At 67.4% G+C, this 24811-nt stretch carries 30 protein-coding genes and 1 pseudogene; 16 read left to right on the forward strand and 15 right to left on the reverse strand.

Annotated features, from left to right (window positions below):
- Positions 1-2: 2 nt before the first annotated feature.
- Positions 3-476 carry an OsmC family protein gene (locus ACY466_RS15820; RefSeq protein WP_463246454.1) on the reverse strand — a complete coding sequence of 158 codons (474 nt, stop codon included), beginning with the start codon at positions 474-476 and terminating at the stop codon, positions 3-5.
- Positions 477-610: 134 nt separating this feature from the next.
- Here ACY466_RS15820 and ACY466_RS15825 point away from each other — a divergent pair, with 134 nt between their 5' ends.
- Together ACY466_RS15825 and ACY466_RS15830 are read left to right on the forward strand one after the other, a co-directional pair.
- The gene (locus ACY466_RS15825; protein ID WP_463246456.1) at positions 611-871 is read left to right on the forward strand and encodes a hypothetical protein; all 261 of its coding nucleotides are present in this window, start codon (positions 611-613) and stop codon (positions 869-871) included.
- Positions 872-903: 32 nt separating this feature from the next.
- Positions 904-1326 carry a DoxX family protein gene (locus tag ACY466_RS15830; RefSeq protein ID WP_463246457.1) on the forward strand — a complete coding sequence of 141 codons (423 nt, stop codon included), beginning with the start codon at positions 904-906 and terminating at the stop codon, positions 1324-1326.
- Here ACY466_RS15830 and ACY466_RS15835 read toward each other — a convergent pair whose 3' ends face one another.
- Both ACY466_RS15835 and ACY466_RS15840 read right to left on the reverse strand, forming a co-directional pair.
- The gene (locus tag ACY466_RS15835; protein ID WP_463246459.1) at positions 1327-1836 is read right to left on the reverse strand and encodes an O-acetyl-ADP-ribose deacetylase; all 510 of its coding nucleotides are present in this window, start codon (positions 1834-1836) and stop codon (positions 1327-1329) included.
- Positions 1833-2756 (reverse strand): ADP-ribosylglycohydrolase family protein, encoded by a 924-nt coding sequence (locus ACY466_RS15840; protein ID WP_463246461.1) that lies wholly within the window; start codon positions 2754-2756, stop codon positions 1833-1835. The genes ACY466_RS15835 and ACY466_RS15840 overlap by 4 nt, the downstream gene beginning before the upstream one ends.
- A 60-nt stretch (positions 2757-2816) precedes the next feature.
- Between ACY466_RS15840 and ACY466_RS15845 the strand changes: the two genes are divergently transcribed.
- The 5 genes from ACY466_RS15845 to ACY466_RS15865 all read left to right on the forward strand — a co-directional run bounded on the left by ACY466_RS15845 (position 2817) and on the right by ACY466_RS15865 (position 5248).
- The gene (locus ACY466_RS15845; RefSeq protein ID WP_463246462.1) at positions 2817-3479 is read left to right on the forward strand and encodes an NUDIX hydrolase; all 663 of its coding nucleotides are present in this window, start codon (positions 2817-2819) and stop codon (positions 3477-3479) included.
- Positions 3480-3663: 184 nt separating this feature from the next.
- On the forward strand, positions 3664-4137 hold the full coding sequence (locus ACY466_RS15850) for a DUF3558 family protein (RefSeq protein ID WP_463252327.1): 474 nt from the start codon (positions 3664-3666) through the stop codon (positions 4135-4137).
- A gap of 45 nt (positions 4138-4182) precedes the next feature.
- Entirely contained in the window at positions 4183-4509 is a 327-nt protein-coding gene (locus ACY466_RS15855; protein WP_463246464.1) for a hypothetical protein, read from the forward strand.
- Between the two features lie 48 nt (positions 4510-4557).
- Positions 4558-4725: a hypothetical protein gene (locus ACY466_RS15860; RefSeq protein ID WP_463246465.1), complete on the forward strand. Its 168-nt coding sequence runs from the start codon at positions 4558-4560 to the stop codon at positions 4723-4725.
- 364 nt (positions 4726-5089) lie between these two features.
- A complete protein-coding gene (locus ACY466_RS15865; RefSeq protein WP_463246467.1) occupies positions 5090-5248 on the forward strand; it encodes a hypothetical protein in 159 nt (52 codons plus the stop codon).
- On the opposite strand, the gene ACY466_RS15870 is transcribed toward ACY466_RS15865, so the two are convergent.
- On the reverse strand, positions 5235-6290 hold the full coding sequence (locus ACY466_RS15870) for an SMP-30/gluconolactonase/LRE family protein (RefSeq protein ID WP_463246469.1): 1056 nt from the start codon (positions 6288-6290) through the stop codon (positions 5235-5237). The genes ACY466_RS15865 and ACY466_RS15870 overlap by 14 nt on opposite strands.
- Before the next feature lie 125 nt (positions 6291-6415).
- Here ACY466_RS15870 and ACY466_RS15875 point away from each other — a divergent pair, with 125 nt between their 5' ends.
- Positions 6416-8140 (forward strand): alpha/beta hydrolase, encoded by a 1725-nt coding sequence (locus ACY466_RS15875; RefSeq protein ID WP_463246471.1) that lies wholly within the window; start codon positions 6416-6418, stop codon positions 8138-8140.
- Here the strand turns inward: ACY466_RS15875 and ACY466_RS15880 are convergent.
- The 3 genes from ACY466_RS15880 to ACY466_RS15890 all read right to left on the reverse strand — a co-directional run bounded on the left by ACY466_RS15880 (position 8082) and on the right by ACY466_RS15890 (position 11729).
- On the reverse strand, positions 8082-8789 hold the full coding sequence (locus tag ACY466_RS15880) for a DUF998 domain-containing protein (protein ID WP_463246473.1): 708 nt from the start codon (positions 8787-8789) through the stop codon (positions 8082-8084). The two genes, ACY466_RS15875 and ACY466_RS15880, sit on opposite strands and share 59 nt — an antisense overlap.
- 66 nt (positions 8790-8855) lie before the next feature.
- Entirely contained in the window at positions 8856-10196 is a 1341-nt protein-coding gene (locus ACY466_RS15885; protein WP_463246475.1) for a DUF2254 domain-containing protein, read from the reverse strand.
- Positions 10197-10241: 45 nt separating this feature from the next.
- Complete coding sequence (locus tag ACY466_RS15890) at positions 10242-11729, reverse strand: hypothetical protein (RefSeq protein ID WP_463246477.1); 1488 nt, start codon at positions 11727-11729, stop codon at positions 10242-10244.
- 354 nt (positions 11730-12083) lie between these two features.
- On the opposite strand from ACY466_RS15890, the gene ACY466_RS15895 reads away from it, so the two are divergent.
- Complete coding sequence (locus tag ACY466_RS15895; RefSeq protein ID WP_463246479.1) at positions 12084-12797, forward strand: HD domain-containing protein; 714 nt, start codon at positions 12084-12086, stop codon at positions 12795-12797.
- A gap of 182 nt (positions 12798-12979) precedes the next feature.
- Positions 12980-14245, forward strand: coding sequence for a DUF2786 domain-containing protein (locus tag ACY466_RS15900; protein WP_463246480.1), 1266 nt, complete (start codon positions 12980-12982; stop codon positions 14243-14245).
- A 95-nt stretch (positions 14246-14340) separates the two neighbouring features.
- Here the strand turns inward: ACY466_RS15900 and ACY466_RS15905 are convergent, their stop codons facing one another.
- Positions 14341-14640: a phosphoribosyl-ATP pyrophosphohydrolase gene (locus ACY466_RS15905; protein ID WP_463246482.1), complete on the reverse strand. Its 300-nt coding sequence runs from the start codon at positions 14638-14640 to the stop codon at positions 14341-14343.
- A gap of 18 nt (positions 14641-14658) precedes the next feature.
- Here ACY466_RS15905 and ACY466_RS15910 point away from each other — a divergent pair, with 18 nt between their 5' ends.
- From ACY466_RS15910 to ACY466_RS15920, 3 genes are all read left to right on the forward strand, one after another.
- Complete coding sequence (locus ACY466_RS15910; RefSeq protein WP_463246483.1) at positions 14659-15750, forward strand: HNH endonuclease; 1092 nt, start codon at positions 14659-14661, stop codon at positions 15748-15750.
- Between the two features lie 105 nt (positions 15751-15855).
- Positions 15856-16272 (forward strand): DUF4262 domain-containing protein, encoded by a 417-nt coding sequence (locus tag ACY466_RS15915; protein ID WP_463246485.1) that lies wholly within the window; start codon positions 15856-15858, stop codon positions 16270-16272.
- A 73-nt stretch (positions 16273-16345) separates the two neighbouring features.
- Positions 16346-17068 carry a hypothetical protein gene (locus ACY466_RS15920; RefSeq protein WP_463246486.1) on the forward strand — a complete coding sequence of 241 codons (723 nt, stop codon included), beginning with the start codon at positions 16346-16348 and terminating at the stop codon, positions 17066-17068.
- On the opposite strand, the gene ACY466_RS15925 is transcribed toward ACY466_RS15920, so the two are convergent.
- From ACY466_RS15925 to ACY466_RS15935, 3 genes are read right to left on the reverse strand one after another with little or no spacing between them, the layout of a single operon-like run.
- The gene (locus ACY466_RS15925) at positions 17065-17910 is read right to left on the reverse strand and encodes a PaaX family transcriptional regulator (RefSeq protein ID WP_463246488.1); all 846 of its coding nucleotides are present in this window, start codon (positions 17908-17910) and stop codon (positions 17065-17067) included. The genes ACY466_RS15920 and ACY466_RS15925 overlap by 4 nt on opposite strands.
- The gene (locus tag ACY466_RS15930) at positions 17894-19096 is read right to left on the reverse strand and encodes a kynureninase (RefSeq protein WP_463246489.1); all 1203 of its coding nucleotides are present in this window, start codon (positions 19094-19096) and stop codon (positions 17894-17896) included. The genes ACY466_RS15925 and ACY466_RS15930 overlap by 17 nt, the downstream gene beginning before the upstream one ends.
- Complete coding sequence (locus ACY466_RS15935; protein ID WP_463246491.1) at positions 19093-19950, reverse strand: tryptophan 2,3-dioxygenase; 858 nt, start codon at positions 19948-19950, stop codon at positions 19093-19095. Before ACY466_RS15935 ends, ACY466_RS15930 begins: the two co-directional genes overlap by 4 nt.
- Positions 19951-20015: 65 nt before the next feature.
- Between ACY466_RS15935 and ACY466_RS15940 the strand changes: the two genes are divergently transcribed.
- Both ACY466_RS15940 and ACY466_RS15945 read left to right on the forward strand, forming a co-directional pair.
- Positions 20016-21044: an alpha/beta hydrolase gene (locus ACY466_RS15940; protein WP_463246493.1), complete on the forward strand. Its 1029-nt coding sequence runs from the start codon at positions 20016-20018 to the stop codon at positions 21042-21044.
- 53 nt (positions 21045-21097) lie between these two features.
- A complete protein-coding gene (locus ACY466_RS15945) occupies positions 21098-21904 on the forward strand; it encodes an acyl-CoA thioesterase (RefSeq protein WP_463252328.1) in 807 nt (268 codons plus the stop codon).
- Here the strand turns inward: ACY466_RS15945 and ACY466_RS15950 are convergent.
- A complete protein-coding gene (locus ACY466_RS15950; protein WP_463246494.1) occupies positions 21892-22323 on the reverse strand; it encodes a hypothetical protein in 432 nt (143 codons plus the stop codon). The two genes, ACY466_RS15945 and ACY466_RS15950, sit on opposite strands and share 13 nt — an antisense overlap.
- Before the next feature lie 113 nt (positions 22324-22436).
- On the reverse strand, positions 22437-22646 hold the full coding sequence (locus ACY466_RS15955; protein WP_463246496.1) for a hypothetical protein: 210 nt from the start codon (positions 22644-22646) through the stop codon (positions 22437-22439).
- Between the two features lie 105 nt (positions 22647-22751).
- On the opposite strand from ACY466_RS15955, the gene ACY466_RS15960 reads away from it, so the two are divergent.
- On the forward strand, positions 22752-23498 hold the full coding sequence (locus tag ACY466_RS15960; RefSeq protein ID WP_463246497.1) for a lysostaphin resistance A-like protein: 747 nt from the start codon (positions 22752-22754) through the stop codon (positions 23496-23498).
- A gap of 5 nt (positions 23499-23503) precedes the next feature.
- Here ACY466_RS15960 and ACY466_RS15965 read toward each other — a convergent pair whose 3' ends face one another.
- Positions 23504-24172, reverse strand: coding sequence for a hypothetical protein (locus ACY466_RS15965; protein ID WP_463252404.1), 669 nt, complete (start codon positions 24170-24172; stop codon positions 23504-23506).
- A gap of 165 nt (positions 24173-24337) precedes the next feature.
- Positions 24338-24807 (reverse strand): annotated as a pseudogene (locus ACY466_RS15970) (plasmid pRiA4b ORF-3 family protein); the annotation flags it as partial.
- Between the last annotated feature and the right edge of the window lie 4 nt (positions 24808-24811).

Here is a 24811-nt window from a genome sequence, read left to right on the forward strand (position 1 = left end):
GGTCAGGGCAGGTCGGCGCGCGTCCAGCGGTTGACGAAGTCGAGGCCGCTGCGGACGAACAGCTGACTCACCGGGCACCGACGCTCGACCTCGGCCACGAAGTGGTCGAAGGCGTCGCCACTCGCGTCCGTCTCCACGGTCACCTCGACGGTGACGGCGTCGAAGTTGGCGTTTCCGTTCTCGCCCGCCACCAGCACACGGGTGTCGAGGTCCCCCTGGACACGGAAGGAGAACGCGCCGAGCCGGATGCCGAGGTCCTTGGCGACCAGGCTGGCGGTGACCTGATTGCACGACGTCAAGGCCCCCAGCGCGTAGAAGAGCGGGCTCGGTGCGGAATCCGCGCCGCCGAACGCGGGGTAGGCATCGGCGTCGAACTCGTGACCGGCGTCGCCCCGCACGGTGAGATGCTGAGCCACGCCGCTTCCCGACGCCTCGACGACGAACGGCACGACCGAAGTTCTGATGGTGGATGTCATGGAACGACCCTCGCGTACATCCCGCGTCGCCCCCACCGTTGCACTCACGGTGATTCCATCGATCGTGCGTCGACGCATTCCGTGTCGGACCCCCGACCTACCTTCTCCTCACCGACAACCGGGGGGAGAGTTCGATGGGTGGTTACCGCAGGTCGCAACGCAAGAAGGCGCGGAGCCGGGAAACGAGGTACGTCGGCGCCGACGGGGTGTGGCGAACGTGGCGCGAGGTCGACGAGCTCGCGCTCGAGTTGCTGTTGCGCTGGGAGATCGAGGACCGCGACGAGGACGACCGGTGGGAGGACACCTGGTGCTCGTGCGACGACGAGGAATGCACCGGCGGCCCGCTCTACTGCGACGGTGAGGTGCCCGTGCTCGGCAGCGTGTTCCCGCGCTGAGGGCATCGGGGCCGGGCGCGTAGTTTTCTCGCATGACCACCACGCGCCCGGCCACCACGGCCCCGAAGACCATCGGCCGACTCGTTCTGGGCGCGTTCCTCACCTTCGCCGGGCTGAGCCATCTGTTCTGGGCGCGTGAGGACTTCCGAGCGCAGGTACCCACGTGGGTGCCGCTCGACGCCGACTTCGTGGTGCTGGCGTCGGGCGTCGTCGAGGTGGTTCTGGGACTGTCGCTGATCTTCCTGACGCGCTACCGCGTCGTGGTCGGGTGGATCGTGGCCGCGTTCTTCGTGGCGGTGTTCCCCGGAAACATCTCGCAGTACGTCACCGGTACGGACGCCTTCGGCCTCGACTCGGACGCCGCGCGCGCGACGCGTCTGGTGTTCCAGCCGCTGCTCGTCGCCTGGGCTCTCTGGTGCACCGGAGCCTGGGCCGCGTGGCGCGCGCGGCGCTGATCAGCCCAGTCTGTTCTCCGTGAGCTTCGCGATGTCCGGCGAGAAGGCCACCAACGTCACGAAGTCGACGGACACCGGTGCGGACGCCACGGCTCGGACCTGCTCCGCCACCGCCGCCTCGACCGGCCACCCGTAGGCCCCGCCGGAGATCAACGGAAACGCGATCGACGACGCCCGCAGATGCGCCGCGAGCAGAAGGCATCGCTCGTAGGCGGCACGCAACTGAGGCGCGCGATCCTCGCGTGCGGAGTACCGCGGTCCGACGGTGTGGATCACCCACTGCGCCGGCAGGCGTCCGGCCGGAGTGGCCACCGCGGCCCCCACGTCCAACCCGTTCGGCAGTGTCGTCGCGCGGAGGACCTTGCAGGCGTCCAGGATCTCGGGCCCGCCCGCGCGGTGGATCGCACCGTCGACACCGCCGCCGCCCAGGAGCGACGAGTTGGCCGCGTTGACGATGACATCGGCGCGCACCGTCGTGATGTCGGCGCGAATCACTTCGATGACGGTCATGCTGTTCCTCCGATGATGCGTCGGGTGAGCCGCGACAGGTCGCCGCCGCCCATCCCCGGATAGCCGTGGACGATGGACTGCCACGCGTCGGGGACGGCGGAGGCGCCCCAGCGGGCACCCAGCAATCCTCCCGCGATCGCGGCCGTCGTGTCGGTGTCACCGCCCGCACGCACACACCTCTCCAGTGCGGCCGGGAGCTGCTCGGGCCCCGTGTCCGGAGTCGTCGCGATCGCCCACCACGCCGTCTGCAGTGCGTGGACCACCCACCCGTTGTTCGCGAAGTCCGCCGGTTCCCCGGACTCCGCGGCGTCCAGCAGCGGACGCCAGAAGGACGCGACGTCCTGCGGAGAGTCCGTCAGGAACTGCTCGATGCCGTAGTAGGTGCCGTTCAGCACCGCGTAGCGGATCGCGGCCGACCACAGCCGGCACGCCTCCCCCGCCCGAGGGTCGGAGTGCGTGAGCGCGCTGATGTCGCCCGCGGCGATGTCGAGCGCCGACGCGTTGTTCAGGTAGGCGAGCGCGACGGGCGCAGTACGCATCAGAGAACCGTTCCCACCCGTGCGCCCGGTCAGTCCCGACGCCACCTCCGTCATGGCTGCGGCCGTGGGGCTGCGACGGCTCAGCACGGCGCGGGTCTGGTTGCCGATGTCGGCGGGTGCCGTGTCGTACCACGCGACGAAGTTCGCGGCGATGGCGTCGAGCCCGCCGCCGGAGGCGAGACCCTGCGCGACGCACACCGCCATCGAGGTGTCGTCCGTCCACTCCCCCGGCGCCCAGTCGAACGGTCCGCCTCCGATCATGTCGATCACCACATCGTCTGCGGGATAACCGAACTCGTACCCCGCTCCCAGCGCATCCCCCGCCGCCGTTCCCAGCAGCACGCCGTCGGCGCGATCGATCTGCGTGTCGGTCAATCTCATGTTCACCCCTTAGATCGTTTCTGCGCTAAATATAAATCGTAAATGCGCTAAGGTCAAGTCGTGCCTCCGATTCGCGATCTCGGCGACTACCCGCGCCCCTCCGTCGCGGTGGATGTCGCCGTCCTGACCGTCGTCGACGATGCCCTGGCCGTGCTGGTCGTCGAGTCCCCGTTCGGCGCCGCGCTCCCCGGCACCTTCCTGCATCCGGGCGAGACGCTGACGCGTGCCGCGAACCGGGCCCTCGACCTCAAGGCCGGCATCACCGGGCTGGACTTCCACCCCGTGGCGATGTTCGACGACCCCACCCGCGACGATCGTGGTTGGGTGCTGTCGATGGCGCACTCCGCCGCCGTGCCGTTCGATGCGCTTCCCCCCGCTTCCCGGACGGTGACCATCGAGGCCGACCGTCCCGTCGACGAACTCGCCTTCGACCACGCCGACATGGTGGTCGCCGCGGTACACGACCTGCGGACCCGCTACACCGAGCGCCTCGATCCCGATCTCCTCGCCGGACCGGAATTCACCCTCCTCGACATGCGGCGCCTCTACGACATCGTGTTCGATCGATCCCTGCCCAAGGACACCTTTCGACGGCAGGTGTCCGACGCCGTCACCGGCACCGGGCGCACCAGCGCGGCCGGGGGTGGTCGACCGGCGGAGCTGTATCGCCGCACCCCGGGTGCCGAACTGCCGCGGACGATTGCTGCGCTGCTGCGGTCCTGAGCGTCGGTTCCACGTCCGGATAGCCCCCAGCACTACGCACAGGCCCGGACCTGTGCGCGCTGCTGGGAGCTGTGCACGTGTGGGGCCGATCCGGATTTGCCGGAACCCGATCGACGGCCACTGCGTCCTTACCTGTGTGCACTCCGACGGAAGGCTTCGATGGGCGTCACTGGCGCTCGCCCTCGTGCTGTGCGGCTGTGGGGCGCAGGTCGAGGGGACGCCCGCGCCGGCAGCCGATGCTTTCGAGTTGTTCGATCCGTGTGAGGTGATCCCGCCGGAGGCGGTCGTGGCCGCGGGGGCGGAGCCGGAGGTGGTGACGCTCGAATTACCAGGCCCGCCCGACGCATGGGCGGACTGCACGTGGCGCGGGGATTGGTTTTTCCTCAGCGTGCAATCCACAACACTGTCGCTGACCGACATTCGTTCGAACCCCAAGTCGATAGATGTCCGAGAGGTAAGAGTCCCAAACCGACGAGAATCCATCACATTTCGCTTCGACAGCACCACACCTCAGGAGATGTGCGCACTTGCATTCACCTGGTCACGAGGAGTTTCGCTCGTAGTCGTAAGTAGTCAAGCGCTGAAACCGATTCCACGTGAAACGTGTTTGCTCGCAACTGAATTGACTGAGCTACTAGGACCACATATTCCGGCTTGACAATAGATTCAGCCAGTACAGCCACAACCCAGGGGGTATTGCCCGATGACCCATTTTTCGCTCGGCGTGGAGGACGCGCGAACCTGCGCGTTTGCGTGCGACCAATACATCGACGGACTCAGGAAGGTTTTGCAGTCAACGCAACGACTCGACTGGGGAGACGGGTTCGGCACTTTCCCGTCCGGCATCGCGGTCGGAAAGAAGTACCGCGACCTGGCGATCGGCGACGACAACTCGCTCAAGTCGACGCTCATCGCACACATTGCCGTCGCCACCAACCTCCGCGACGCGTTCCTCGCCGCCGGCGCGGGTTATCAGGCCACAGAGGACGACAACGCCGCGCACCTGAACCGCGCCGCTGGGCCGCGCTGAACCGCACAGGCTCCAGCGCTCTGCACCGCCTACAGCAGGTTGCAAACTGTGCGCACTCACGGAACCGGTGCGGATCGCATCGAGCAGATCGCCCCGCCGGACACCTATCGACACCCGCACAGCCCCCAGCAGTCCGCACACGCCGGGACCTGCGCCTACTGCCGGGAGCTGTGCGGATGGACGCGCGCCGATCGCGAAGCACCCGCGCCCCGCTGATCCGCACACTCTCCAGCGCCCCGCACCGCCTATAGACGGCTGCAGCCCGTGCGCACTCACGCAACGTGTGCGGATCACCCCGCGCGCTCACGGAACCGGTGCGGATCGCTCCGGGCAGGCCGCCCCGCCCGACACCATCGACACCCGCACAGTCCCCAGCACCCGCGCCCCCCGCTGATCCGCACACTCTCCAGAGCCCCGCACCGCCTGCGGCCGGCTGCAACCCGTGCGCACTCGTGGAACCCGTGCGGATTGCCCCCGCACCCGGATTCAGTCCAAATCCTCAGACTTCTCCCAAGGCCCTCGAAGGCTTGCTCCCTAGCCTTGTGTGTACGAGAACAACACCGAGCCGGAGGGCCGAACAATGAGAACAGGTATCCAACACGCAACGCACGCAGCCGAATTCGACACCATCGACCGCACCCTGGAGCGACTCTTCAAGGACGTCCGCCACATCGGGGAGCGCCGCCCGGCGATGTTCCCCGTGACCGCGGAGCCGCTGAAGGCGATCAGGGAACGCTGATACCACTCACCGTGAACGGTTCGACCGGAGTTCCGCCGCGCTGGTCGAACTGACTGTTGACCACCAGGAGCTGATCGTCCGACACGGCTGCGGTCGTGGGGTACGCGAAGCTGTCGTCGGTGACCTCGCCCGTCACTTCTCCGGCGCTGCCGTCGTCGTCGAGATCGATCGTGGTGATGAGGCCGTCGCGGTTGCGCGTGACGTACAGAACCTCGTCGGCGAGTTCGAGCCCGTCGCCGTTCGCCACCGTTTCCTCTCCGATGTCCACCGGCGTCACCTCTCGAGACTCGATGTCCACGCGATAGAGGTTGCCGGTGTTCGACTGAACGACCACCAACGCCGAGTCGTCCCCCGTCTCCACGATGCCGTTGGCGTTGAACCCCTCGCCGTACTCGAACGGTGATCCGGTGAAGTCGACGAACGACTCCAACTCGCCGCCCTCACCGCTGTCCACCTGGTCGGCGGGGATGCGCCACAGGTTCGGCGACTGCGAGTCCGTGATGTACGCGTCGCCGTTGTCGGCGATCGCGACGTCGTTGACGAACGTCTCGCCCTCACCGAGTCCATTGCTGAAACTGCCCACGAAGTCGCCGGACTCGGTGTCGTAGATCCACACGGTGCCGGTGGCGCCGCCCGCGATGACGAGCCGATCGTCGTCGACGTCGATACCCGCCGCAGCGCTGCGATCGTCCTCGCCGCCCGGCAAGAACACCTCGACGTCCGGATTGCCGACAGTTCCGCGGAACACCGCGCCGTCGGTGGTGGAGGTGACCCAGAAGGTGCCGTCGTCGGCGGTGATGCCTTCCGGGAACACTTCGCTGCCGGGGAGTTCGTACACCGTTGCGCCGTCCGCGGCATCGACGGACGTCTCGGCCGCGGACGTCTCGGCCGCGGACGTCTCGGCCGCGGACGTCTCGGCCGCGGACGTCTCGGACCCGGCGTCGGGCGCGGCAGGTTCTGGATCGGACGATCCGCAGCCCCCGACCAGCAGCACGGAGGCCCCGGCGAGAGCGACGACGGCACGCGAGCGAGTGATTCTCATGTCCCCAGCGTGCCAGGTGAGATCGGGATACGAGGAGAAAGGACCCGGGGCCCCTGACCATCTAGGATTTCCCACATCAACGGTCGACGCTCATCGCCGACCACCGGCGACATCGAGGTAGACCTGTGAGTGCCCCCACCCTCGAGAATGCGCCGGAAACTCGGAAGCCGTCCGTGACGCGTCGCCTGGCACGCCGCACCACCCCGTGGTTCCAGCGGTTCGAACCCGTCGGACTGTCGTTCGCTCTTCTCTTCTACTGCTGGTCGATGTCACCGTCGCTCCTGCCCCGGCCCTGGTTCTTGCAGGGCGTCGCCACCGGTATCAGCGCGGCGTGCGGTTACGGCGTCGGAGTGTTCGTGGTGTGGGGTCTGCGCAGGATGGAGCTCACGCGCGAGTGGCCACCGCGGCTCAGGCGACTGGGGTGGTACGCCATCGCGCTCGCAGCGGTGATCGTGCTGCCGCTGTTCCTTCTGCTCGGCTCGTGGTGGCAGAGCATCACCCGCGAACTGGTCGGCGAGGATCCCAGCCGCTCGCTCGACTACCCCGGGGTCTTCGTCATCGCCGTCGTCCTGTTCCTGCTGTTGATCCTGATCGCGCGCGGAATTCGGCGACTCATCGGGCTCATGGTTCGTGCCGCGGGCGTCGTTCTGCCGCGGCCGGTCGCGAAGGGCGTCGGCGTGATCGTGGTGGTCGTCCTCCTGGTCCTCGCGGTCGAGGGCCTGCTGGCCAACGGCATCTCGCGGATCGCGAACGGGTCGGCGTCCGTCTCCGACCAGGGCAGCGCCGAGGGCGTCACGCAGCCCACCGCGCCGGAGCGCACCGGTTCACCGGAATCACTGGAGGACTGGGACACGCTGGGGCGCGAGGGCCGCACCTTCGTCGCCGGTGGTCCGACGGCCGACGAGATCGCCGACGTCACGGGCGCACCCGCGCAAACCCCCATCCGCGTCTACGCCGGCCGCAAGTCCGTCGACGCCGACGGACTGGATCTGTCGGCGCAAACCGTCGAAGAACTGTCCGAGCGGGTGGTCGCCGAGCTCGAGCGCACCGGCGCCTTCGACCGCGAGTATCTGGCCGTCGCCACCACCACGGGGCGCGGCTGGGTGAACCAGAGCGTGGCGTCGTCGTTGGAGTATCTCGCAGGCGGGGACACGGCCATTGCCGCGATCCAGTACTCGTTCCTACCGAGTCCGATGGCGTTTCTCGCCGATCGCGACACCCCGCTGCTCGCCGGCCGCGCACTGTTCGAAGCGGTCTACGAACGGGTGCAGGAACTACCCGAGGAGAGTCGGCCGCAGTTGCTCACCTTCGGCGAATCGCTCGGTTCCTACGGCGGGCAGGACGCGTTCTCCGGCGTGCAGGACATGCTCGCCCGGACCGACGGCGCCCTCTGGGTGGGCACCCCCAACTTCTCCGAGCAGTGGGAGCGGGTCACGCAGCAACGCGACGTCGGCAGCCCCGAGATCCTCCCCGTCGTCTACGGCGGTCAGAACGTGCGCTTCGCCGCGGCGGCGGACGACCTGGTCGGCGACCGGTTCGTCGACTGGGAGTTCCCCCGCATCATCTACTGGCAGCACCCCAGCGATCCCATCGTCTGGTGGTCCTTCGATCTGCTCTACGACTCTCCCGACTGGCTGAACGAGCCGATCGGGGCCGACGTCGACAAGGGCATGACCTGGATTCCGCTGGTCACCTTCTGGCAGGTGACCCTCGACATGGCGTTGGCCGCCGACGTCCCCGACGGCCACGGACACACCTATCGCGGCGAGGCGCCGGCGTTGTGGGCGAACATCATGGGTGTCCAGGACCTCCCGCTCGTACAGCGAGTGACCGACGTGATCGCGGACTGACCGACCCTTCCCGACGTTCCGCGGCCCGCACCCAGAGAGCGAGCGACAGGAGCGCCACGACCTCGGCCACGACGAGAATTCGCTGTACGTATCCGAGCGTGACGGCGCGATACCAGGGTGTCGTGGTGGTCATCCCGACGATCAACGCGTAGGCGATGGGCATTAGCGTCGCGATCGCCAGCACCGTCAGGGTGATGGTGACCCGCGCACGACGGCCCCACCGTCCGTCCTTCCGCCACGGAAGCGCGACGGCGAGCAGCGCGATCGGGATGCTCACGAAGGCGATCGCCGCCCCCGAGCGGTGAATCGCCCCGCCCAGACCGAGCGTCGCGTCGTTGCTCCAGTCCTGCTTGGGCACGGCGATCACCGCGACCAGTCCCGCCACCCACAGCGTCATCGCGATCGACGCAATGGAGGTGACCTGCGCGAGCCGCGTCCGGATCGCCGCGAGATACACGGCCGTCGATCCCAGCGCCAGCAACGCCACGCCGGCGGTGAACACCCACTGCTGCGCGCCGAGCCCGTACTCGCTGATGGTGCGTCGAAGGTGCGCGGAATTGCCGAGTGCGGTGTGGACGTCGAGCACGAGGACGACGAGTGCGCCGACCACGATCAGGGCTGTCCCCACGGCGGCTAGACGACGGGTCACGACGGGTTCCTTTCGGCAGAGTCCCCTCCACTGTGCCCGACACGACCTTCGGCGAGCCCGACACGATCAGCCGGTCGGCATGCTGCCCAGCGGGATCCGCTCGGTCACCGCGGTGCGCGTTCGCCCGATCCGCGCGATGAGCGCGGTGGTGCGGGTCGGATCACCGTCGCCGCGCGACGCGGCGTCCTGCAACAGCGAGAGGTGCGCGAGCACGGCGTCGACCGTGGTCTCTTCGCGGGCCGCGCGCCCCACCCGCTCGGCGAGCCGGATGCCGGCTTCGATAACCATCGGGCTGCCCATCCCGTAGATGCGCACCGCGTCGAGCGTGTGGTCGATCAACTCGACCACCGGTATCCGGCGCAGAACCACCCGAATCGTGCCGTTGGCGTCCATCTTCGCCCCGGACGGTCCCGGCCGCTGCGCCATCGAGACCAGCCCGACGGACACGTCGTCGAGGGCGTTGCGGGCCGTGTACGGATCGTTGACTCCCGTCGACAGTGCGCGGACGGCCAACTCGGTCATCTGTTCCACGGCGAAGGAGATGTCGTGCCGAGGCGTGCGGGCGTCGCCGAGTTCGAACGAGTCGCGCAGCCGATCGATGCTCTCGTCCGAGGGCGTCGTGCCGGCCTCGGTGCAGATCTCCACGAGCACCTCCCCCTCGATGACGTGTTCACCCGGGGCCCGGTGAACGACGATCAGACCGTCGAGCTCGGTTCCGACGTCCACGGCGCAGGATTCGTCGTGATCGACCACCACCCCGGACCCGCGAGCGGTCACCGTGGTCCGCACGGGTGGGTACCGCAGACCCACGGCCGACGCGGAGTCGTCGGGATGCTCCGCCGGGTACATCTCGTCGACGGCGGTGGTCAGTTCGCGGCGAACGCGGGCCGACAGCGTGGACACCTGCACCGACTGCGCGATGTGGTGAATGAAGTACACGAGAACACCGACGCCGATGACGGCGAGAAGCACCGCGACGTTGACGGCGATATCGGGGACGAACGTCGACCCGTCGGAGTCGAGGGACCGGATCGACCGCAGCACCATCAACGAATAGAGGAACGTCGCCCCGAAGACGCCCAGCACCACCTGGTTACCGCGGTCGGCCATGAAGTTGCGGACCAACCGCGGCCCGTAGGTCGAACTCGTCGTCGCGAGGACGGAGATCGTGATGGAGAACGACGTCGCGGCGACACCGAGCATCGACCCGGCGATCGCTCCGAGAATGTCACGGCTCCCGCTCGCGCCGACTTCGTAGATCAGCGACGCATTCAGGTTCAGAGACGATGCGTCCAGCAGGTAGCGATCCAACGAGACCAGCGCCTGCGCGAGCAGAAGCGCCGCGACGCCGAAGAGACCGGGAACGAACCAGAACGACTCCCGCAGCCGCGCGACTTTTTCTCTCATCGCGTCAGTGTGCGCGCTCCGATGCCCGTTCTCGTCCCGGCGCGACTAGGCGACGGTCAACGACTCCGCCCGACTCAACACCTCTTCGCACAACGCGTGGCTGTGATACCTCGCGTACGGGCACTGCTGACCGCGGATCCGGTCGACCAACACCGCGCCGGCGTCGCGCCACGGCAGCTCGTCCAACTCGGTCAGCGAGGTGTCGCCGTAGGACCAGCCGATGGCGATGTCGTCGCCGTGCGCTGCGGTGTGACCCGGCGCGTCGAACGAGAACGACGGGTGGTCGAGACGCAACTGCTCGATCGTCCGACCGGTGCGTTCCTCCAGGTCGGCGGCGGACACGACGACGTGACCCTGCACCGATCCGTCCCCGCGGTCCACGGCGTACGCCACCTCGATACCGGCGACGTTCAGCACGTAGAGACGCTGGGATCCGTCGTTCCCGCTGGTGGTCGGCAGACTGGCTAGCGACCAGTTGGCGGCCATGTCGCTGTCGTGGTGCGGCAGCGCGGCGGAGACGAACTTCGCCAACCAGGTGAGGGCGTGACCGCCGGGATCGAGAGCCTTGACCTTGTCGACGCGCTCACGATCGGTGAAGGTCACCGTCGCGCTCTTGCTCGCGGGCACGGTCGGGTTCTCGGTGAAGGTCGGCAGGTTGTCGAGGCACTGGCCGATTCCGACCGCGTCGGGGGCGGGCTCGGTCTCCACTCGGACCGTGCCCATGGCGGCCGTGGCCGCGGCGGCGAGCTGGGGGCAGTGCGCCCGAGCGTGGTCCGACGAGTGCCGACGCGTGACGGCGAGCGCCTGGACCGCCGCGGCGCGCGCGACTCCCGGCTGCTGGAACGTCTCCGCAAGATGTGCGATGTCGTCGACCACCACGGTGCGCTCGAACGTGCCGGCCGAGATGTGGCCGATGGGACCGCGCTTCGCGTGCTCGGACAGCTCTGTCCACTGCTTGAAGCGGGCCCGAAAACTCAGCTGCGGCAGTTCCCGCTCGTCGACGACGAAGTGCGCCTCGATCGCGCCCGACTCCTCGTTGTGCCACAGGAAGAACATGTCGAAGTGCGCCATGGAAAGCGTCGCGAGCCGACTCGGGGACGACCCGGGGTGACAGTTCACGGTCCACACGGTCGACTCGGTGCGCAACGGGTGCGGAACACAGAGATCGAGGTACAGGGCCAGTGCGGCGACCATCTCGTCGTGGCGAGGGTGGCTCTCGAAGTGCCGGAAATCGTCGGCGTGCCGCGCGAGGGTGGGCGCGTCGTAGACGGCGCCGTCGGCGGTGTCACTGCGGTTGGCTGCGGGCGGGTCGAGCAACCACTCCTGCTGTTCTTCGTCCGTCGACACGTGACCGTTCTCGACGGTCCGGGGGGTGTTCCGCACGTCCAATCCGGCGTCGGTCGCACCCGCGACCACCGTCGCCGCCGCCGTCCGAAGATCCAACGCACTTCCTGATTCGGCGCGCGTGCGCACGGCGTCCGGATCGATGCCGTGGACGGTCAGATACGCGTCGAGATTCGCCGAATATCCCACGTACACAGCATCATCGGGGTATCTCAGCAGGTAGAGACCGCTCGCCGGGCGTTCGGCTGCGGGGCCGTCCGACCCGAAATCGTTGGCATCCGCCCATTGCGAAATCTTGTCATTTCCTGCCCATAACACTATTCGACTCCCAGAAATAACTGCACCGGCATTTCCCTTCACGCTACTCCGAAACATCCGGATCGAAGACAGGGACAAGTCACGACGGGGCCTGACGGGGTACGAAACGTGTGCGTCGACTCATCACGTTAAGATGGGGGCCGTTCGAGTCGAGGTGCCCTCACCTCCTCATCCCTTTTTCCGCTCCGACGGACTTCCCGGCACACCCCCACGAGAGGTACCTCGATGCCCCACTCAACGCAGACCGTCGCCGCGTCCATGCACCTCCGCGAGATGGATCCGGCCCTCCTGACCATCGCGATCGATGACGCCCTCGACGCGCTGAACACCGAGACGACAGCGATGCGCACTGCCATGCGGGTGGCCGCGCTCGCCCACGTGGGCCAGCGGCGAGCAGGTCATCAGGACTACCCCGTCGACCCATACGTCATCCATCCGTTCCGCAATGTGCTGCGCCTGATGCGATACGGCTGCACCGACCTCGACGTGCTCGCGGCCACCGCGCTGCACGACACCGTCGAAGACCAGCCGGAACAGATCGTCGACCTCCTCGGCGGTCCCGACGCGGTGAGTGCGTTGACGGAGCACTTCGGGTCCGGGGTCGCCGATATCGTCGCCGCGGTCAGCAACCCGCCCCGGCCCGACGGCCTGGGCCCGGAGGACAAGCGCCTCGCCTATGCGGAGCACGTCGAGTCCGTGATCGCAGCCGATCCGCGGGTCTTTCTGGTCAAGGTCTCCGACTTCATCGACAATGCCGGCAGCCTCCGCTACCTCGCGGACGAGGCCAAGCGGGCGAAGCTGAGCGCCAAGTACGCGCCGATCGTCACCTCCTTCCTGACCGCGCTCGATCGGCACGGTGATGCACTCGGGCTGACGCAGCAGGGATTCGCGGACTTGGCCGCCCGGCTGGAGAGGTTGCAGCAGGCGTTGGAGGGTTAGTCGCTTCGACGACATTTCTGCTCCCTTTCCGCTCGTTCGGAGCGGAATCCCGCGCGCTCCAGGCGTGACCGGAGCAGAAATGCCGCTCGGCCGAGTAGGTCCGCGCGGCCGTGTCGGTACCCCGACCTACTGTCTCCGCCATCCAGCGCCAGGGGGGCGCGCGGAGAACCGGGGGAACCACCATGAGCACCGACCACCATCGACACGACGCAGAACCGGCCGACCCACGAGCGGCCTTCCTCTACGGCGCCGCCGCCGCGCACGGACCACGATCGAACCCGGAGGTTCTGCGGCGCTTCACCTCTCGGCTCCCACCTCTACGTTTCGAGCCCTACGGAAGGTTCGTCGGCCACGTCGTCTCCGCCCTGGACTCGATGATGGACAGTGTGTTCGCGCACGGTTGGCAGCCTGCCGAACTGGTTCACGCAGTCAAGCGCGACGCCGGTGCCCGCCCGACGCGGCTGCTGCTCGAACTCCTCTGCTCGCACTCCGGACGAACGTCCGCGCATACCGCGGCACCGGCGGGCTGGCAGGACCAGCTCCGCGAGCTGGGGATCACTCCGAGCTGGACCCGCACCGAACGACGACTGTCGAACTGGCGAGCTGCAGAAGGGGCTACGGACCTCGATGCCTGGAACGCGGTGTTCACGCTGGCCGGGGTCGTGAACCAGATCGGTGCGCTCCCGATCATCGGCCCGATCCCGACGCAGTGGGATGATGATTCGGCACCGACCAGGTCGATCAGATCGTCGGACCCCAAGATGCTGAGCCGAATCCGGGGCCTGCTCGCCAAGGCCGAGGCCACGTCGTTCCCCGCCGAGGCGGAGACGTTCTCGGCGAAAGCGCAGGAACTGATGACCCGCTACGCGATCGACAGCGCGGTGCTGGACGACGCGGCGCTCGCCTCGCCGAACGAGGGGGTCGTCACGCGCCGACTGCTCGTCGACAACCCGTACCCCGAAGCGAAAGTACGCCTGCTGCACGCCGTCTCCGAGGCCAACGGAGCCAAGGTGGTGTGGCACAAACGGCCAGGTCTGGTCAGTGTCATCGGGATGCCGGTGGACCTGGACCTCTGCGAGTTGTTGTTCACCTCGCTTCTGGTGCAGTCGGCGAGCGCATTGCGCGAACACGGCAGCGCGCACACCACCCGCGTCGCGAGTTTCCGGCGCTCGTTTCTGCTGGCCTACGCCGGCCGGATTCGCGAGCGGTTGATCGCGGTGCACGTGCAGGCACGTCGGGAGGCGACGGAACAGTACGGACGTGAGCTCGTCCCTCTATTGGCGCGACGCGACGAGGCCGTCGAGCACGCGGTGAACGAGATGTTCCCCGCGTGCGAGTCGGTGTCGTTCTCGAGCAGCAACTCCGCGGGGTGGTACGCGGGACGTCGGGCCGCAGACAGTGCGGACCTGACCGGAGGACGCAGCAGTCTGCCCGACGACCCGAGGTGATCCGTCAGACGCACAGGCCCCAGCAGAACGCACACTTCCGGCGCTGTGCGCAGTGCTGGGGCGTGTGCGTTCGTCGTGCCGACACACGCGGCACGTCACTCCAGCCAGACGCGCCCGCCGAATCCACCGCGTCGAAGCCTCTTGTCCGCGGCCAACTCGGCAATGTCGGCCATCGTCAGGTCCAGCGACGCGGCGAGGGCGCTGAGCACCTCGAACACGTCGGCGAGCTCGTCCGGTCGATCGCTGCGATCCGCGCGGCGTACCTCGTCCGCCTCTTCGAACAGCTTGTCCAGCAGGGCGGACTCGTATTCCGCCGCGTCGAGTTCACGCGTCACCGGGGTGCGGCCCGACGCTTCGATGATGTCGGGGATGAGGTCACGCACCAGTTTGCCCATGCGGGGTAGCTTGCCGTCATGACGCCGAAGCCGCCAGCGGATCCGCTGACGCTCGGGCAACACCTGGTCGGCGTGCTCGAGAGCGGTGCGCGTGTGGCGACCTACAAGTTGGCGGTGCTCGTCGCGCTACTCGAACACTGCGTCGAACACGTCCCGGCTCACCCGGATGCGGAGGTATCGGTCGATCTGACCGAGCTGGCCGAACGAGTGGTCGCGTTGTATTGGCGGCAGGTGCGCGACTTCGACGGCCAGTATCTCCGGCAGTCGTCGAACACCGTCGCGAGAATCCCCGACGCCGTGCGGCACCTTGCCTCGGAGACCCGTTCGTCCGGTCGGGAGATCACCCTTGACATAGCCGCACGTCGTGACCCGGCGTTGTACCGCCGGACGATCGAGACGGTGCGCATCACCCTCGTGCGTCAACCGCTCCATCGGTTGCAAAGGGTTCCCGGCTCCGCGGGCGGGAGCACGTTTCTCTACGACGACTCGTGGATGCACGACGCGGTGAGCAAAGCCCGTATCGACGAGCACCACAACGCGATCGTGCTCTACCCGGGCGTGTGTTTCGCGCTCGCCCGTCTGTCCGGGTTGCTGAAACCTGGACTGCTCCTGGCGTGGGTCGACGACGTGCGGCGTATGAACCCGTTTCTCTCCGAGGCGGTTCCGGACCTCGAAGGACATCTCTTCGGTACCGACCGGGTGGCTCTGCAGCGCCCGCGCGCGGTGCTGCTCAGCGAATTCGGCGACCGATGCTTCTATTGCGCAACTCGTGTGGGAAACACTTCCCACGTCGATCACGTCCTGCCCTGGTCACGGGTAGGAATCGACGGTCTCGCGAACCTGGTGCTGGCGTGCGCCCGTTGCAACTCGAGCAAATCGCAGTTGCTGCCCGATCGGCTGCACGTGACGCGGGCGCTCGATCGAGACGTCGACCGACTGTCCGCCCTCGCCACGGAGATCGAGTGGCCCGTGCAGTACACGCGCGTCGTGACCGCCGCCCGCGGCCTCTACGCGAGCCAACCGGAGAACTCGCCGCTGTGGCGGGGACGCCAGGACGTCGTTCCCCTGCGGATCGACGTCGCGTGGCTGGACGGCAGGCTCGCCGGCTGAACTACCCCGCGGAACCTGTCGGACCACCGCGCTAACTTCGCTCCCTCACGACGACTTCCGGGGGGGAACATCATGTGCGAGAACTGCGATCCAGTGGGTGCTGCGGTGGAGAAGATCTACCGATACGGCATGTGCATCACAGCGGTGGGGGACGACGAGGAGGACGTGTCGACGCACTTCGCGTACACCACGGGGCTCACCGCGCTCGGTCTCCCGGAACTGTTGCTGTGTGGGCTGCCCGCGGAGACCGCCGGCGCCATGATCCATGATGTCGCCGACCGCATGCGGACGGGCACGACCTACGTTTCGGGAGAACGCGTCCCGTACATCATCGGCGGCGGCCACGATGTCGCGATCGTGGAGGTGATCGACACGACGTACATGCGCGTCACCGCTCAGCTGTACCCGAACTTTCGTGCGCTCCAGGTGGTGTGGCCCGACGATTGCGGCCGCTTTCCCTGGGAGAGCGGCTATTCGATGTGCGCCGAGCATCAACCGTTGATGGGGATGGGGTGGCTGTGAATGGGCCTCCGGCACCCGGGCTGCCCTGCTGTAGAACGGTAGACAGCAGCCGAACGCCGTCGAAACGAGGAACATGGAACCGAACGAGACGAACACCGTCCCCGCAATTCCGTCCTGGCAGTTCGCGTCCGACGACCACAGCACCAGATTCGTCGTCGTGACCGACGAGCTCGCCGACCTCGACGGATGGTCGATCCACTACAACCACGTCGACGGGACACCCGACGTCTCGTCCTTCTCCCGCCAGGAGGTGTGGATCGACGACGCCGGCGTGGTCGACGTTCGCGAGATCGGCCAGTCCTCGAGGGCGTGGACCGCGACGATCGAAGCCGCCGCACTCTTGGAGAGCTTCGAGACACCCGACGGCCGCGTGCTGCGCATCGATCCCTGGGACGGAATGATCGCCTGGTTGGTCGAGTCGATGGTGGACAAGCCGTCGGGCCTGATCATCGACCTCGGTCCCAACACCTACATCCCCGAGGAGGACGCCGAGGACCTGGAGATCGTCAACGCACAGATCCACGTTCTCGACGACGGCGTCTACCTCATCCGCCGGTCACGCACGCTCCTGCAGCAACTCCGGCTCGTCGATCACGGTGTCGACGGACTCGATCTCGACCGGTGGCACCACGACGGTCTGTTCGACGACTGCACGGACGGCTACCTGTTCAGCCGCGATCGCACTCTCGTGGCCAGCGCCTGCGCCTCGTGGTTCCGTGACGCCGGAAGTGTGGATGCGCTCGACGAGCTCGGGTGCTCGTACGAGTTCGCCGATGAATTGCCGCGCAAGGGCTAGCGGGAACTCGACCCCACCCACTCCCGACTCGGCTCCAGATACCGCTCCCGCGCCCGCGCGAACTCGGCCACGGACCGCTCCCCCGGCCACTCGTCGGGAGTCATAGCCGGCGGCAGTCCGGGGTCGAGGTACGGGATGACGCGGTACTCGTCGAGCAACGTCACGAAGCGGACGAACGCACCCTCACCGTCGACGGGGCCGTCACCCACCTCGCCGCATCGGGCGAGGAAGGTCCGATGCCTTCCCTCGAGATCGTCGAGGTCCCACCACGACGCGGCCGCCTCGTGCAGAGTCCCGGGCACGGTGAGCTCGGCGGTCACGAATGTGGTGACGTACGCATCGAGCCCCAGGGCCATGACGATGTTCTGCACCTCGTTCGCCAGGTACTCCGGCGCGATCCACAAACCGGGTGACACCGTCCCGCAACCGATTGCAGTCAACCGCCGTCGTAGTTGGTGGCGAGCAGCCCGTTCCGCTTCGGGGATCGCGAACGACACGAGCCGCCACGGATCCCCGTCGGCCATGCGACGGAACCCGAAGATGCGGCCGTCACCGCGGGCGAACATGGCCTCCGCTGCCGTGGTGATCGCGTAGCCGGAACGCCCGCCGCGCTCGCTGCTCTCGACCACGCCCTTCTTCTTCAGGCGCGCCACCGCGATGCGCGTGCTGTCCGACGGCACGCCCAGTGCCTCCATCCAGCGGACGAAATCGGCGATCGCGCACCACCCGCCGCGCGGCCTCACGTGAGCGCCGAGCACGGTCCGCACGAGCGAGGTGACGCTACCGGGACGCGCGTCGACGTCGTCGAGGATCGCGCCCGCGGGGTCAGGAGAGTTCGTCACGGATCGCGTGAATCCCGACGGCAACCTCGGCAAAGGACGTGCTCAGCGGACTCAGACCCAACCGAATGCCCCGTGGTGAGCGGAAATCGGGGATGACCCCCTTCTCCCACAGGCGCGCCGTGATCGCCTGGAACTGCGGGTGGTCGATGGTCACGTGACCGCCTCGACGTGCCGAGTCCACCGGCGAGGCGATCTCGACGCCGCACGGCACCAACATCTCTCGGATCAGGTCGAGCGCGTACTCCGTCAGGGCGACGGATTTCGCGCGGATGGCGGACATTCCCACCTCGGCGATCATCTCGATCGTGTCCTGCATGGCGATCATCGCGAGCACCGGGGGCGTGCCACTGATGACGCGTCGGATGCCCGACGCAGGCTGGTACCCCTGCGCCATCTCGAACGGCTCCGCCCGGCCCATCCACCCCCAGATGGGTTGGGAGAACGCGTCGAGGTGTTCGCTCCGGACGTAGGCGAACGCCGGGGACCCGGGTCCGCCGTTGAGATACTTGTAGGTGCACCCGACGGCCAGGTCGACTCCCCACGAATCCAGTTCCAGCGGAACCGATCCCACCGAGTGCGAGAGGTCCAGCATCAGCATCGCCCCCGCGTCCCGCGTGATGCGGGCGGCCTCGGCGCCGTCGAGGAGGTAGCCGGATCGGTACGCGACATGGGACAGCACCACCAGCGCCGTCTTGTCCGACACCGCGTCGGCCAGCTGCTCCGACGTCACTCCCCCGCGTCGGTCGGTCTCGATCCACCGTAGCGTCAGCCCCGTCTCACCGGAGATGGCTTCGAGAAGGTAGCGGTCCGTCGGGAAGTTGTCGCGGTCGAGGACGATCTCGGTACGGCCCGGCCGCATCGCGATCGCTCCGCGCGCGATCTTGTAGAGCAGCACGGTGGTCGAATCGCCGATGGTCGTCTGGCCCGGTGCCGCTCCCAACGCCGCGGCGGCGAGAGCGTCACCGACGGTGAGCGGTAGGTCGAACCACTGTTCGTCCCAGCCGCGGATCAGCCGTCCGCCCCACGCGTCGGTCATGAACGCCGTGACCCGCTCGATGCTCGCGCGGGTGGGGCGGCCCAGAGAGTTGCCGTCGAGATATGCCGGGACCGCCGCGTCGTCGAGGAGGAAACGAGACCGGTACGACGCCAGCGGGTCGGCGGCGTCGAGCTCGCTCGCCCGGCTCACGAGCGCCCGATCTCGGTACGCGCGGCCAGCAGTTCGGGAAAGAAGGTCAGCTGCAATGCTTTCTGCAGAAATCCGACGCCGCTCGAACCGCCGGTGCCACCCTTCATCCCGATGGTCCGCAGCACCGTGCGCATGTGCCGGAACCGCCAGAGCTGGAAGTTCTCCTCCAGATCGACGAACTCCTCGAACGCCTCGTACACCGCCCAGTGCTCGGCGTGGTTCTCGTAGACCTCGATGATCAACGGCAGCAGATCCGGGTTGAACGTGTAGGCCTGCGTGACGTCGCGGTGCAGCGCCGACTCCGGAACGTCGTAGCCGCGACGGGACAGGCAGGACCAGAACGCGTCGTACAGGCTCGGTTCCTCCAGCAGTCGTGAGAGCAGTTCATGCGCAGCGGGATCCGACTCGAACACGGTCAGCATTCCCGCGTTCGTGTTGCCGAGGACGAACTCCACCGCCCGGTACTGGTACGACTGGAATCCCGAGGAGTTGCCCAGGAAGCCCCGGAACTGCGCGTACTCGGTGGGCGTCAATGTCGCGAGCACCGACCACTGTTCGGTCAGCGTCTTCTGGATGTGCTTGACGCGGGCGACGCACTTGAGGGCGGTCGCGATGTCGTCGGCATCGAAAGCGGCTCGGGCCGCCAACGTTTCGTGCAATACCAGCTTGAGCCACAACTCGGTGGTCTGGTGCGCGGTGATGAAGAGCAACTCGTCGTGGTGCTCCGGCGTGCTCACCGGCTTCTGTGCGGACAGCAGCGTGTCGAGGTCGAGGTAACCCCCGTAACTCATCCGATCCCGGAAATCGGTGACCACCGATTCTTCGATGGCGCGGGTGTTCGCGTGAACGCTCATGGCGTCAGCGTATGACAGATTCGTGGCGGGCGCTAGATCAGCGTAATACCAGTACCGTGGTCGGCATGAACCCGATCGAGATCGTTGCCGGCCCCGACGTCTTCGCCGACCGCCCGACCGCCGACGCCCTGGTGGCCGAGGCCCTCACCGCTCGTGGTCGGACCGGGGGCATCGTCGACCGGGCGTCGGGATCGGGTGAGGTGATCGTGGTGCCCGGATCGGGCCGCCCCGTCGACACCTCCGCGTACGAGAGCGTCGTGCGCGTCGACCTCGGGACCGCTGCGCCGGACCGCTCGGACGGCATCCGCGCCCACATTCGCGCCCGCGGCCTCGGCGGACTGCGCTACGCCATCGACACCGTGCACTTCCATCGACTGCACCCGGCGAGGGTCGTCACCTACGGCGAGCACGTCGACCAGCGCATCGACGTGCGCACGCCCGAGGGCGGCGGTCCCTTCCCCGTGGCCGTTCTCGTGCACGGCGGGTACTGGCGGACGCCGTGGGAACTGGATTCGCTCGACGCCATGGCCGTCGACCTCACCGCTCGCGGCTACGCCACGTGCAACGTCGAGTACCGACGTCCCGACGAGCACGGCTGGGACACCACGAGAGCGGACATCGCCGCTGCCCTGGAAGCAGCTCGGAGCGAGTTCCCGTCGAGCAAGGTGGTGGTGTTCGGGCACTCCGCCGGTGGCCAACTCGCCCTGCGTCTCGCCGCCGACGCGGCCCCGAAGCCCGATGTGGCCGTGAGCCTGGCCGGCGTGCTCGACCTGAAGATCGCCGACGAGCGCTGGCTGGGCGACGGCGCGGTGTCGAACGCCATCGGCGGCAGGTATGACGACGCGCGGGAGATCTACGAGGCATCGTCACCGCGCGCCCTGCTCCCACTCGGTATGCCTCAGATAGTGGCCTGCGCACTGTCCGACGATCCGAACCTGCTGGAAATCGCCCGCGCGTACGTCGCGGCGGCGCGGGCGGCCGGGGACGAGGTGCGATGGGTCGACGGGCCGGGCGGGCACTTCGCCGTCGTCGATCCCGACGCGCAGATCTACCGAGACCTCGTCGGTGCGGTGGACGAGGCCCTGGCCGACTGACTGCGGGCGTTGACTACGCTGCCCGCATGGTTGCCGCCGACGCCGGGAGAGCGATGTCCGACCCCACGCCCCATCAGTTCGACGACGCACTCGCTCTGGAGAGCATCGGTGACGGTCGCTACACGGGACGCACGTCGGCGCCGTACAACAACATGGTCGGCCCGTTCGGGGGCCTCACTTCCGCGACCCTGATCCGGGCGATCGAGCAGCACCCCGATCGACTGGGCGACCCGATCTCTCTGACCATCAACTTCGCGGGTCCCATCGCCGAGGGCGACTTCGAGATCACCGCACGCGCAGTCCGCACCAACCGGAGCAACCAGCACTGGTACCTCGAACTGGCGCAGGACGGAACGGTCGCGACCACGGCAACCGCAGTGTTCGGGACCCGCCGTCAGACCTGGGACTCGCTGGAGTCGACGGCTCCCACCGTTCCCGAGCCCGCGGACGTCAACGCGATCGACTTCCCCGAGTTCATCGCGTGGGCCACGAACTACGAGATGCGCTTCGTCGCCGGCGCGCTCGACGACCAGGAGTCCGCGGATTCGGTTGCGACGCTCTGGGTTCGAGACGCTCCCCCGCGGCCACTGGACTTCGCCGCGCTCACCTCGATGAGTGACATCTTCTACCCCCGCGTGTTCCAGCGGCTCGGCAAGTACGTCGCAGCCGGCACCATCTCCCTCACCATCCACTACTTCGCGACCGCTGACGAACTGGCCGCGCAGGCGGACGAGTATGTCCTCGCCACCGCCCATGCCCGACGCTTTCATCAGGGATATTTCGATCAGTCGGCCGAGCTGTGGGGACGGGACGGGAGTCTGTTGGCGACCGGGCACCAGGTGGTCTACTACAAGGACTGAGCGCCTGGGGGAAGAAGTGGCCGCAGAATCGCCCAGGCCTCGGTATCCACCCACGACGGGTTCGACTGCTGCGGTGAGCGGAAGACTTCCAGCGCCCCCAGTCCCGGCATCGCCGACAACGACGCCGCGCCGATGGGCTCGTCGAACAGGGCGATATCGGTGGGCACCATCCACTTCGTTCCCGGCTCGGGTGGACCGGTCAGCGTTCCCGCACCCCACAGCCCGCGCTTCGGGTGGGCGCTGACCCAGAACAGCACCGGCTGACCGGCGGCCATCAGCCGAGTTCGATAATTGTCGGCGACGCACCACCGCGGGGTGGCCCGCCCGGCCGCGACCATCGGTGCGACGTCGGTGACCTGCGGATTGCACTTGATCACCCAGGCGCCCAGGGTCTGCTCGGTGATCGCCCTGGCCGTCATCGGTTTCATCCTGCCGCACCGGACCCGCGCCGAGCGTTATTGCTCCACTCCTGCGCGTACGACGCGGGATCCCGCCCGAGCCGGCCACGAGTGGAGCAAAAGTGTCGAGCTTTCTAGAGGAACGCGTCCTGTCTGCCCGAGGTCGCGCCGTCGGCCTCTTCGATCTTGATCCACGTTGTCGGGGAGTACGTGAACCGCTTACCGCCGGTGGTCACGGTGAGGGTGCCGTTGGCGTGGATCTCGTAGGAGTCGCCGTCCTTCGCCTTTTTGGTGGCAATACCGGTCAACGTATCCGGCGCATGCACCGTGTAGATGAATTCCATGCGCAGGAGGGTACCGATCGGAAGGCGTGTCGTTAAGGGTGAAGTTGCACTCGAATGCCATTCACGGAACACCCGGTATCTCCACGTCGTGGTAGTTGTGGAGCCATGACCGACATCTCGTACGAGGGCATGCGGCCGATCCGCGCGGAACCGGAGCCCACGGGCCCGCTGCTCCCGGTGCCCACCGGTCGAGACGTCATCTGGACGCTGCTGGCGGGTCTCGTGCTGATGCTGGTGGGCGCGGCGGGTGGGGCATTTCTGGGCTTCACCTTCGGCGGTCCGGGACTCGGCGCCTTGCTCGCTGCCCTGCTCGCGGGCACGTTGGGGGGCGCGGGGTTGTACGTGGTGCTCATGCGTCGTAGTCGCTGGACCCTGTCCGACTTGGGTTTTCGACGCTCACACCGCAATCTCTGGCATCTGTTGTGGCAGATGCCGGTCTTGATCCTGGCGGCAGCGATCGCCGCGACCATCGCCGCCGGACTGCTGGGCATCACGCCCGACAACACCGAACAGATGATCACCGAGCAGACCCTGGAGCTGGGGCCGGCCGGACTGATCGCCATGTTCGTTCTCATCGCTGGCGTCGTTCCGCTGATCGAGGAAATCGTGTTCCGGCGAGTGCTGCTGGACTGGCTGATGGCGAAGATGCCGATGATCGTGGCGGCCGTCGTGGTCAGCGTGCTGTTCGCCCTCGCGCACGTCGCACCCGCGGCGATCGTCTACATCCTTTTCCTGGGATCGGCGCTGACCTTTCTTCGCATCTGGTACCGGACGTTGTGGGCGCCGTTGATCCTGCACATGACGAACAATGCGATGGTGAGCCTCGTGGCGTTGGCGGCCGTTCTCGCCTGAGGCGTTCACCGGGACAAACAGTGCACGGCGAATGCCCGTCCCCACACGGGATACACGCCGGCGGGATCGAACGCAGTCGGGATCGCGCCGATCAGGCGCAGAACATCGAGGGTGGGTCGAGCCAGGTATTGCATCTGATCGCGTCGGCTTCGGTTCACCCGCCATCCCAAGATGTCCATGCTCTCGAATATCGTCGAGTTGCGTTCGGCGGTCGACGAACCCGCTGCGATCGTGGCCAGCAGGATGACCCCCGCTTGTTTTTCGTACTCCTCGCGGCCCACCGGTAGCCGTTTCGCTGCCTGCCTCCACAGACGGACCGGGTCGTCGGCACACTTCGCACCGTCGCGGGTGAGAAGGAGTCTGCCCTTGAGCACGCGAACCACACCGAGCTGCACCGCGGCGGTACGCAGATACTGGGCAGGAAGGTTGTCGATCTCGCGGGTCGAGTGTCCGATCCACTCGGTGCCCCAGTCCAACTCGTCGCGCATGGCGACGACGAATTTCGGCGGCAGGTATCCGGCCGGTGTCAACGCCACACCGTCCGATCCGACGCGAGTGATCATCCACGCCAGCTTCTCCATCGCGACGGACGCGACCGTCGGATCGATCTCGTCGACATCGAAATCGAAATCGACGGACCGAAGCGCCTCGATCAGGCGGGAATGGTAAGCCAATGGCGCGCGAACGAGCAGTGCGTCGAGCGCGGGCAGCCGATGATGTACCCGGTTTGCGAGCTCGGCGACGTCTCGACGAGTGTCGATCCGCGCGCTCGCCAGCGCCAGATCGAAGTGGTCGCGGTCGAAGTCGCCCAGCCAACCGCGAAGATGCTCGTGTTCGGGGTCCGATGGATCGGCGACCGCTCGCAGCGTGTCCTCGTATCCGTGCGGACCACCGCAGTCTTCGGGTGGGCAGGCGCGCTCCCCCGCGAGGCACGCGGGCGACACCGGCTCGGCCGATGCCGACACCTGTTCGACCACCAATCTGTGCCCCAGCCGTCGCCGAAGTCGTACTCGTATCCGAGCTCGTCTCCGACCGCAGTCAGTACGTCGCCGACTCGTACGCCGTCCTCGCACACCCCGGTGCCGTCGTCTTCCTCGTCCAGCGAGATGCGCATCTCGAACCGTTGCTGGTCTCGCGCGTAGGCATCGTCACCGGTGAAGAAGACATGCAGGTGGCGGTCTTCCCAGCCCATCGCGTCCTGAATCAGGTCGTGAAGCTCCGGGAGGGTCGAATCCGGGGAGATCCTGACTGCTCGCCACACAACCGGATCGATGTCGTCGAGGGTCACTCTGATCGTCAGTGCCGCCATGCCG

This window comes from Rhodococcus sp. K11/5 (genome assembly GCF_055193735.1).

Excerpts from the sequence above, each read along its gene's own strand:
- ACY466_RS15825 (WP_463246456.1), top strand. The coding sequence starts at position 611 with ATGGGTGGTTACCGCAGGTCGCAACGCAAGAAGGCGCGGAGCCGGGAA.
- ACY466_RS15905 (WP_463246482.1), bottom strand. The coding sequence starts at position 14,640 with ATGGGCAAACTGGTGCGTGACCTCATCCCCGACATCATCGAAGCGTCG.
- ACY466_RS15870 (WP_463246469.1), bottom strand. The coding sequence starts at position 6,290 with ATGAGAATCACTCGCTCGCGTGCCGTCGTCGCTCTCGCCGGGGCCTCC.
- ACY466_RS15820 (WP_463246454.1), bottom strand. The coding sequence starts at position 476 with ATGACATCCACCATCAGAACTTCGGTCGTGCCGTTCGTCGTCGAGGCG.
- ACY466_RS15920 (WP_463246486.1), top strand. The coding sequence starts at position 16,346 with ATGGAACCGAACGAGACGAACACCGTCCCCGCAATTCCGTCCTGGCAG.
- ACY466_RS15855 (WP_463246464.1), top strand. The coding sequence starts at position 4,183 with ATGACCCATTTTTCGCTCGGCGTGGAGGACGCGCGAACCTGCGCGTTT.
- ACY466_RS15935 (WP_463246491.1), bottom strand. The coding sequence starts at position 19,950 with ATGAGCGTTCACGCGAACACCCGCGCCATCGAAGAATCGGTGGTCACC.
- ACY466_RS15955 (WP_463246496.1), bottom strand. The coding sequence starts at position 22,646 with ATGGAATTCATCTACACGGTGCATGCGCCGGATACGTTGACCGGTATT.
- ACY466_RS15940 (WP_463246493.1), top strand. The coding sequence starts at position 20,016 with ATGAACCCGATCGAGATCGTTGCCGGCCCCGACGTCTTCGCCGACCGC.
- ACY466_RS15945 (WP_463252328.1), top strand. The coding sequence starts at position 21,098 with ATGTCCGACCCCACGCCCCATCAGTTCGACGACGCACTCGCTCTGGAG.
- ACY466_RS15840 (WP_463246461.1), bottom strand. The coding sequence starts at position 2,756 with ATGAGATTGACCGACACGCAGATCGATCGCGCCGACGGCGTGCTGCTG.
- ACY466_RS15865 (WP_463246467.1), top strand. The coding sequence starts at position 5,090 with ATGAGAACAGGTATCCAACACGCAACGCACGCAGCCGAATTCGACACC.
- ACY466_RS15885 (WP_463246475.1), bottom strand. The coding sequence starts at position 10,196 with ATGAGAGAAAAAGTCGCGCGGCTGCGGGAGTCGTTCTGGTTCGTTCCC.
- ACY466_RS15830 (WP_463246457.1), top strand. The coding sequence starts at position 904 with ATGACCACCACGCGCCCGGCCACCACGGCCCCGAAGACCATCGGCCGA.
- ACY466_RS15960 (WP_463246497.1), top strand. The coding sequence starts at position 22,752 with ATGACCGACATCTCGTACGAGGGCATGCGGCCGATCCGCGCGGAACCG.
- ACY466_RS15910 (WP_463246483.1), top strand. The coding sequence starts at position 14,659 with ATGACGCCGAAGCCGCCAGCGGATCCGCTGACGCTCGGGCAACACCTG.
- ACY466_RS15950 (WP_463246494.1), bottom strand. The coding sequence starts at position 22,323 with ATGACGGCCAGGGCGATCACCGAGCAGACCCTGGGCGCCTGGGTGATC.
- ACY466_RS15900 (WP_463246480.1), top strand. The coding sequence starts at position 12,980 with ATGAGCACCGACCACCATCGACACGACGCAGAACCGGCCGACCCACGA.
- ACY466_RS15835 (WP_463246459.1), bottom strand. The coding sequence starts at position 1,836 with ATGACCGTCATCGAAGTGATTCGCGCCGACATCACGACGGTGCGCGCC.
- ACY466_RS15895 (WP_463246479.1), top strand. The coding sequence starts at position 12,084 with ATGCCCCACTCAACGCAGACCGTCGCCGCGTCCATGCACCTCCGCGAG.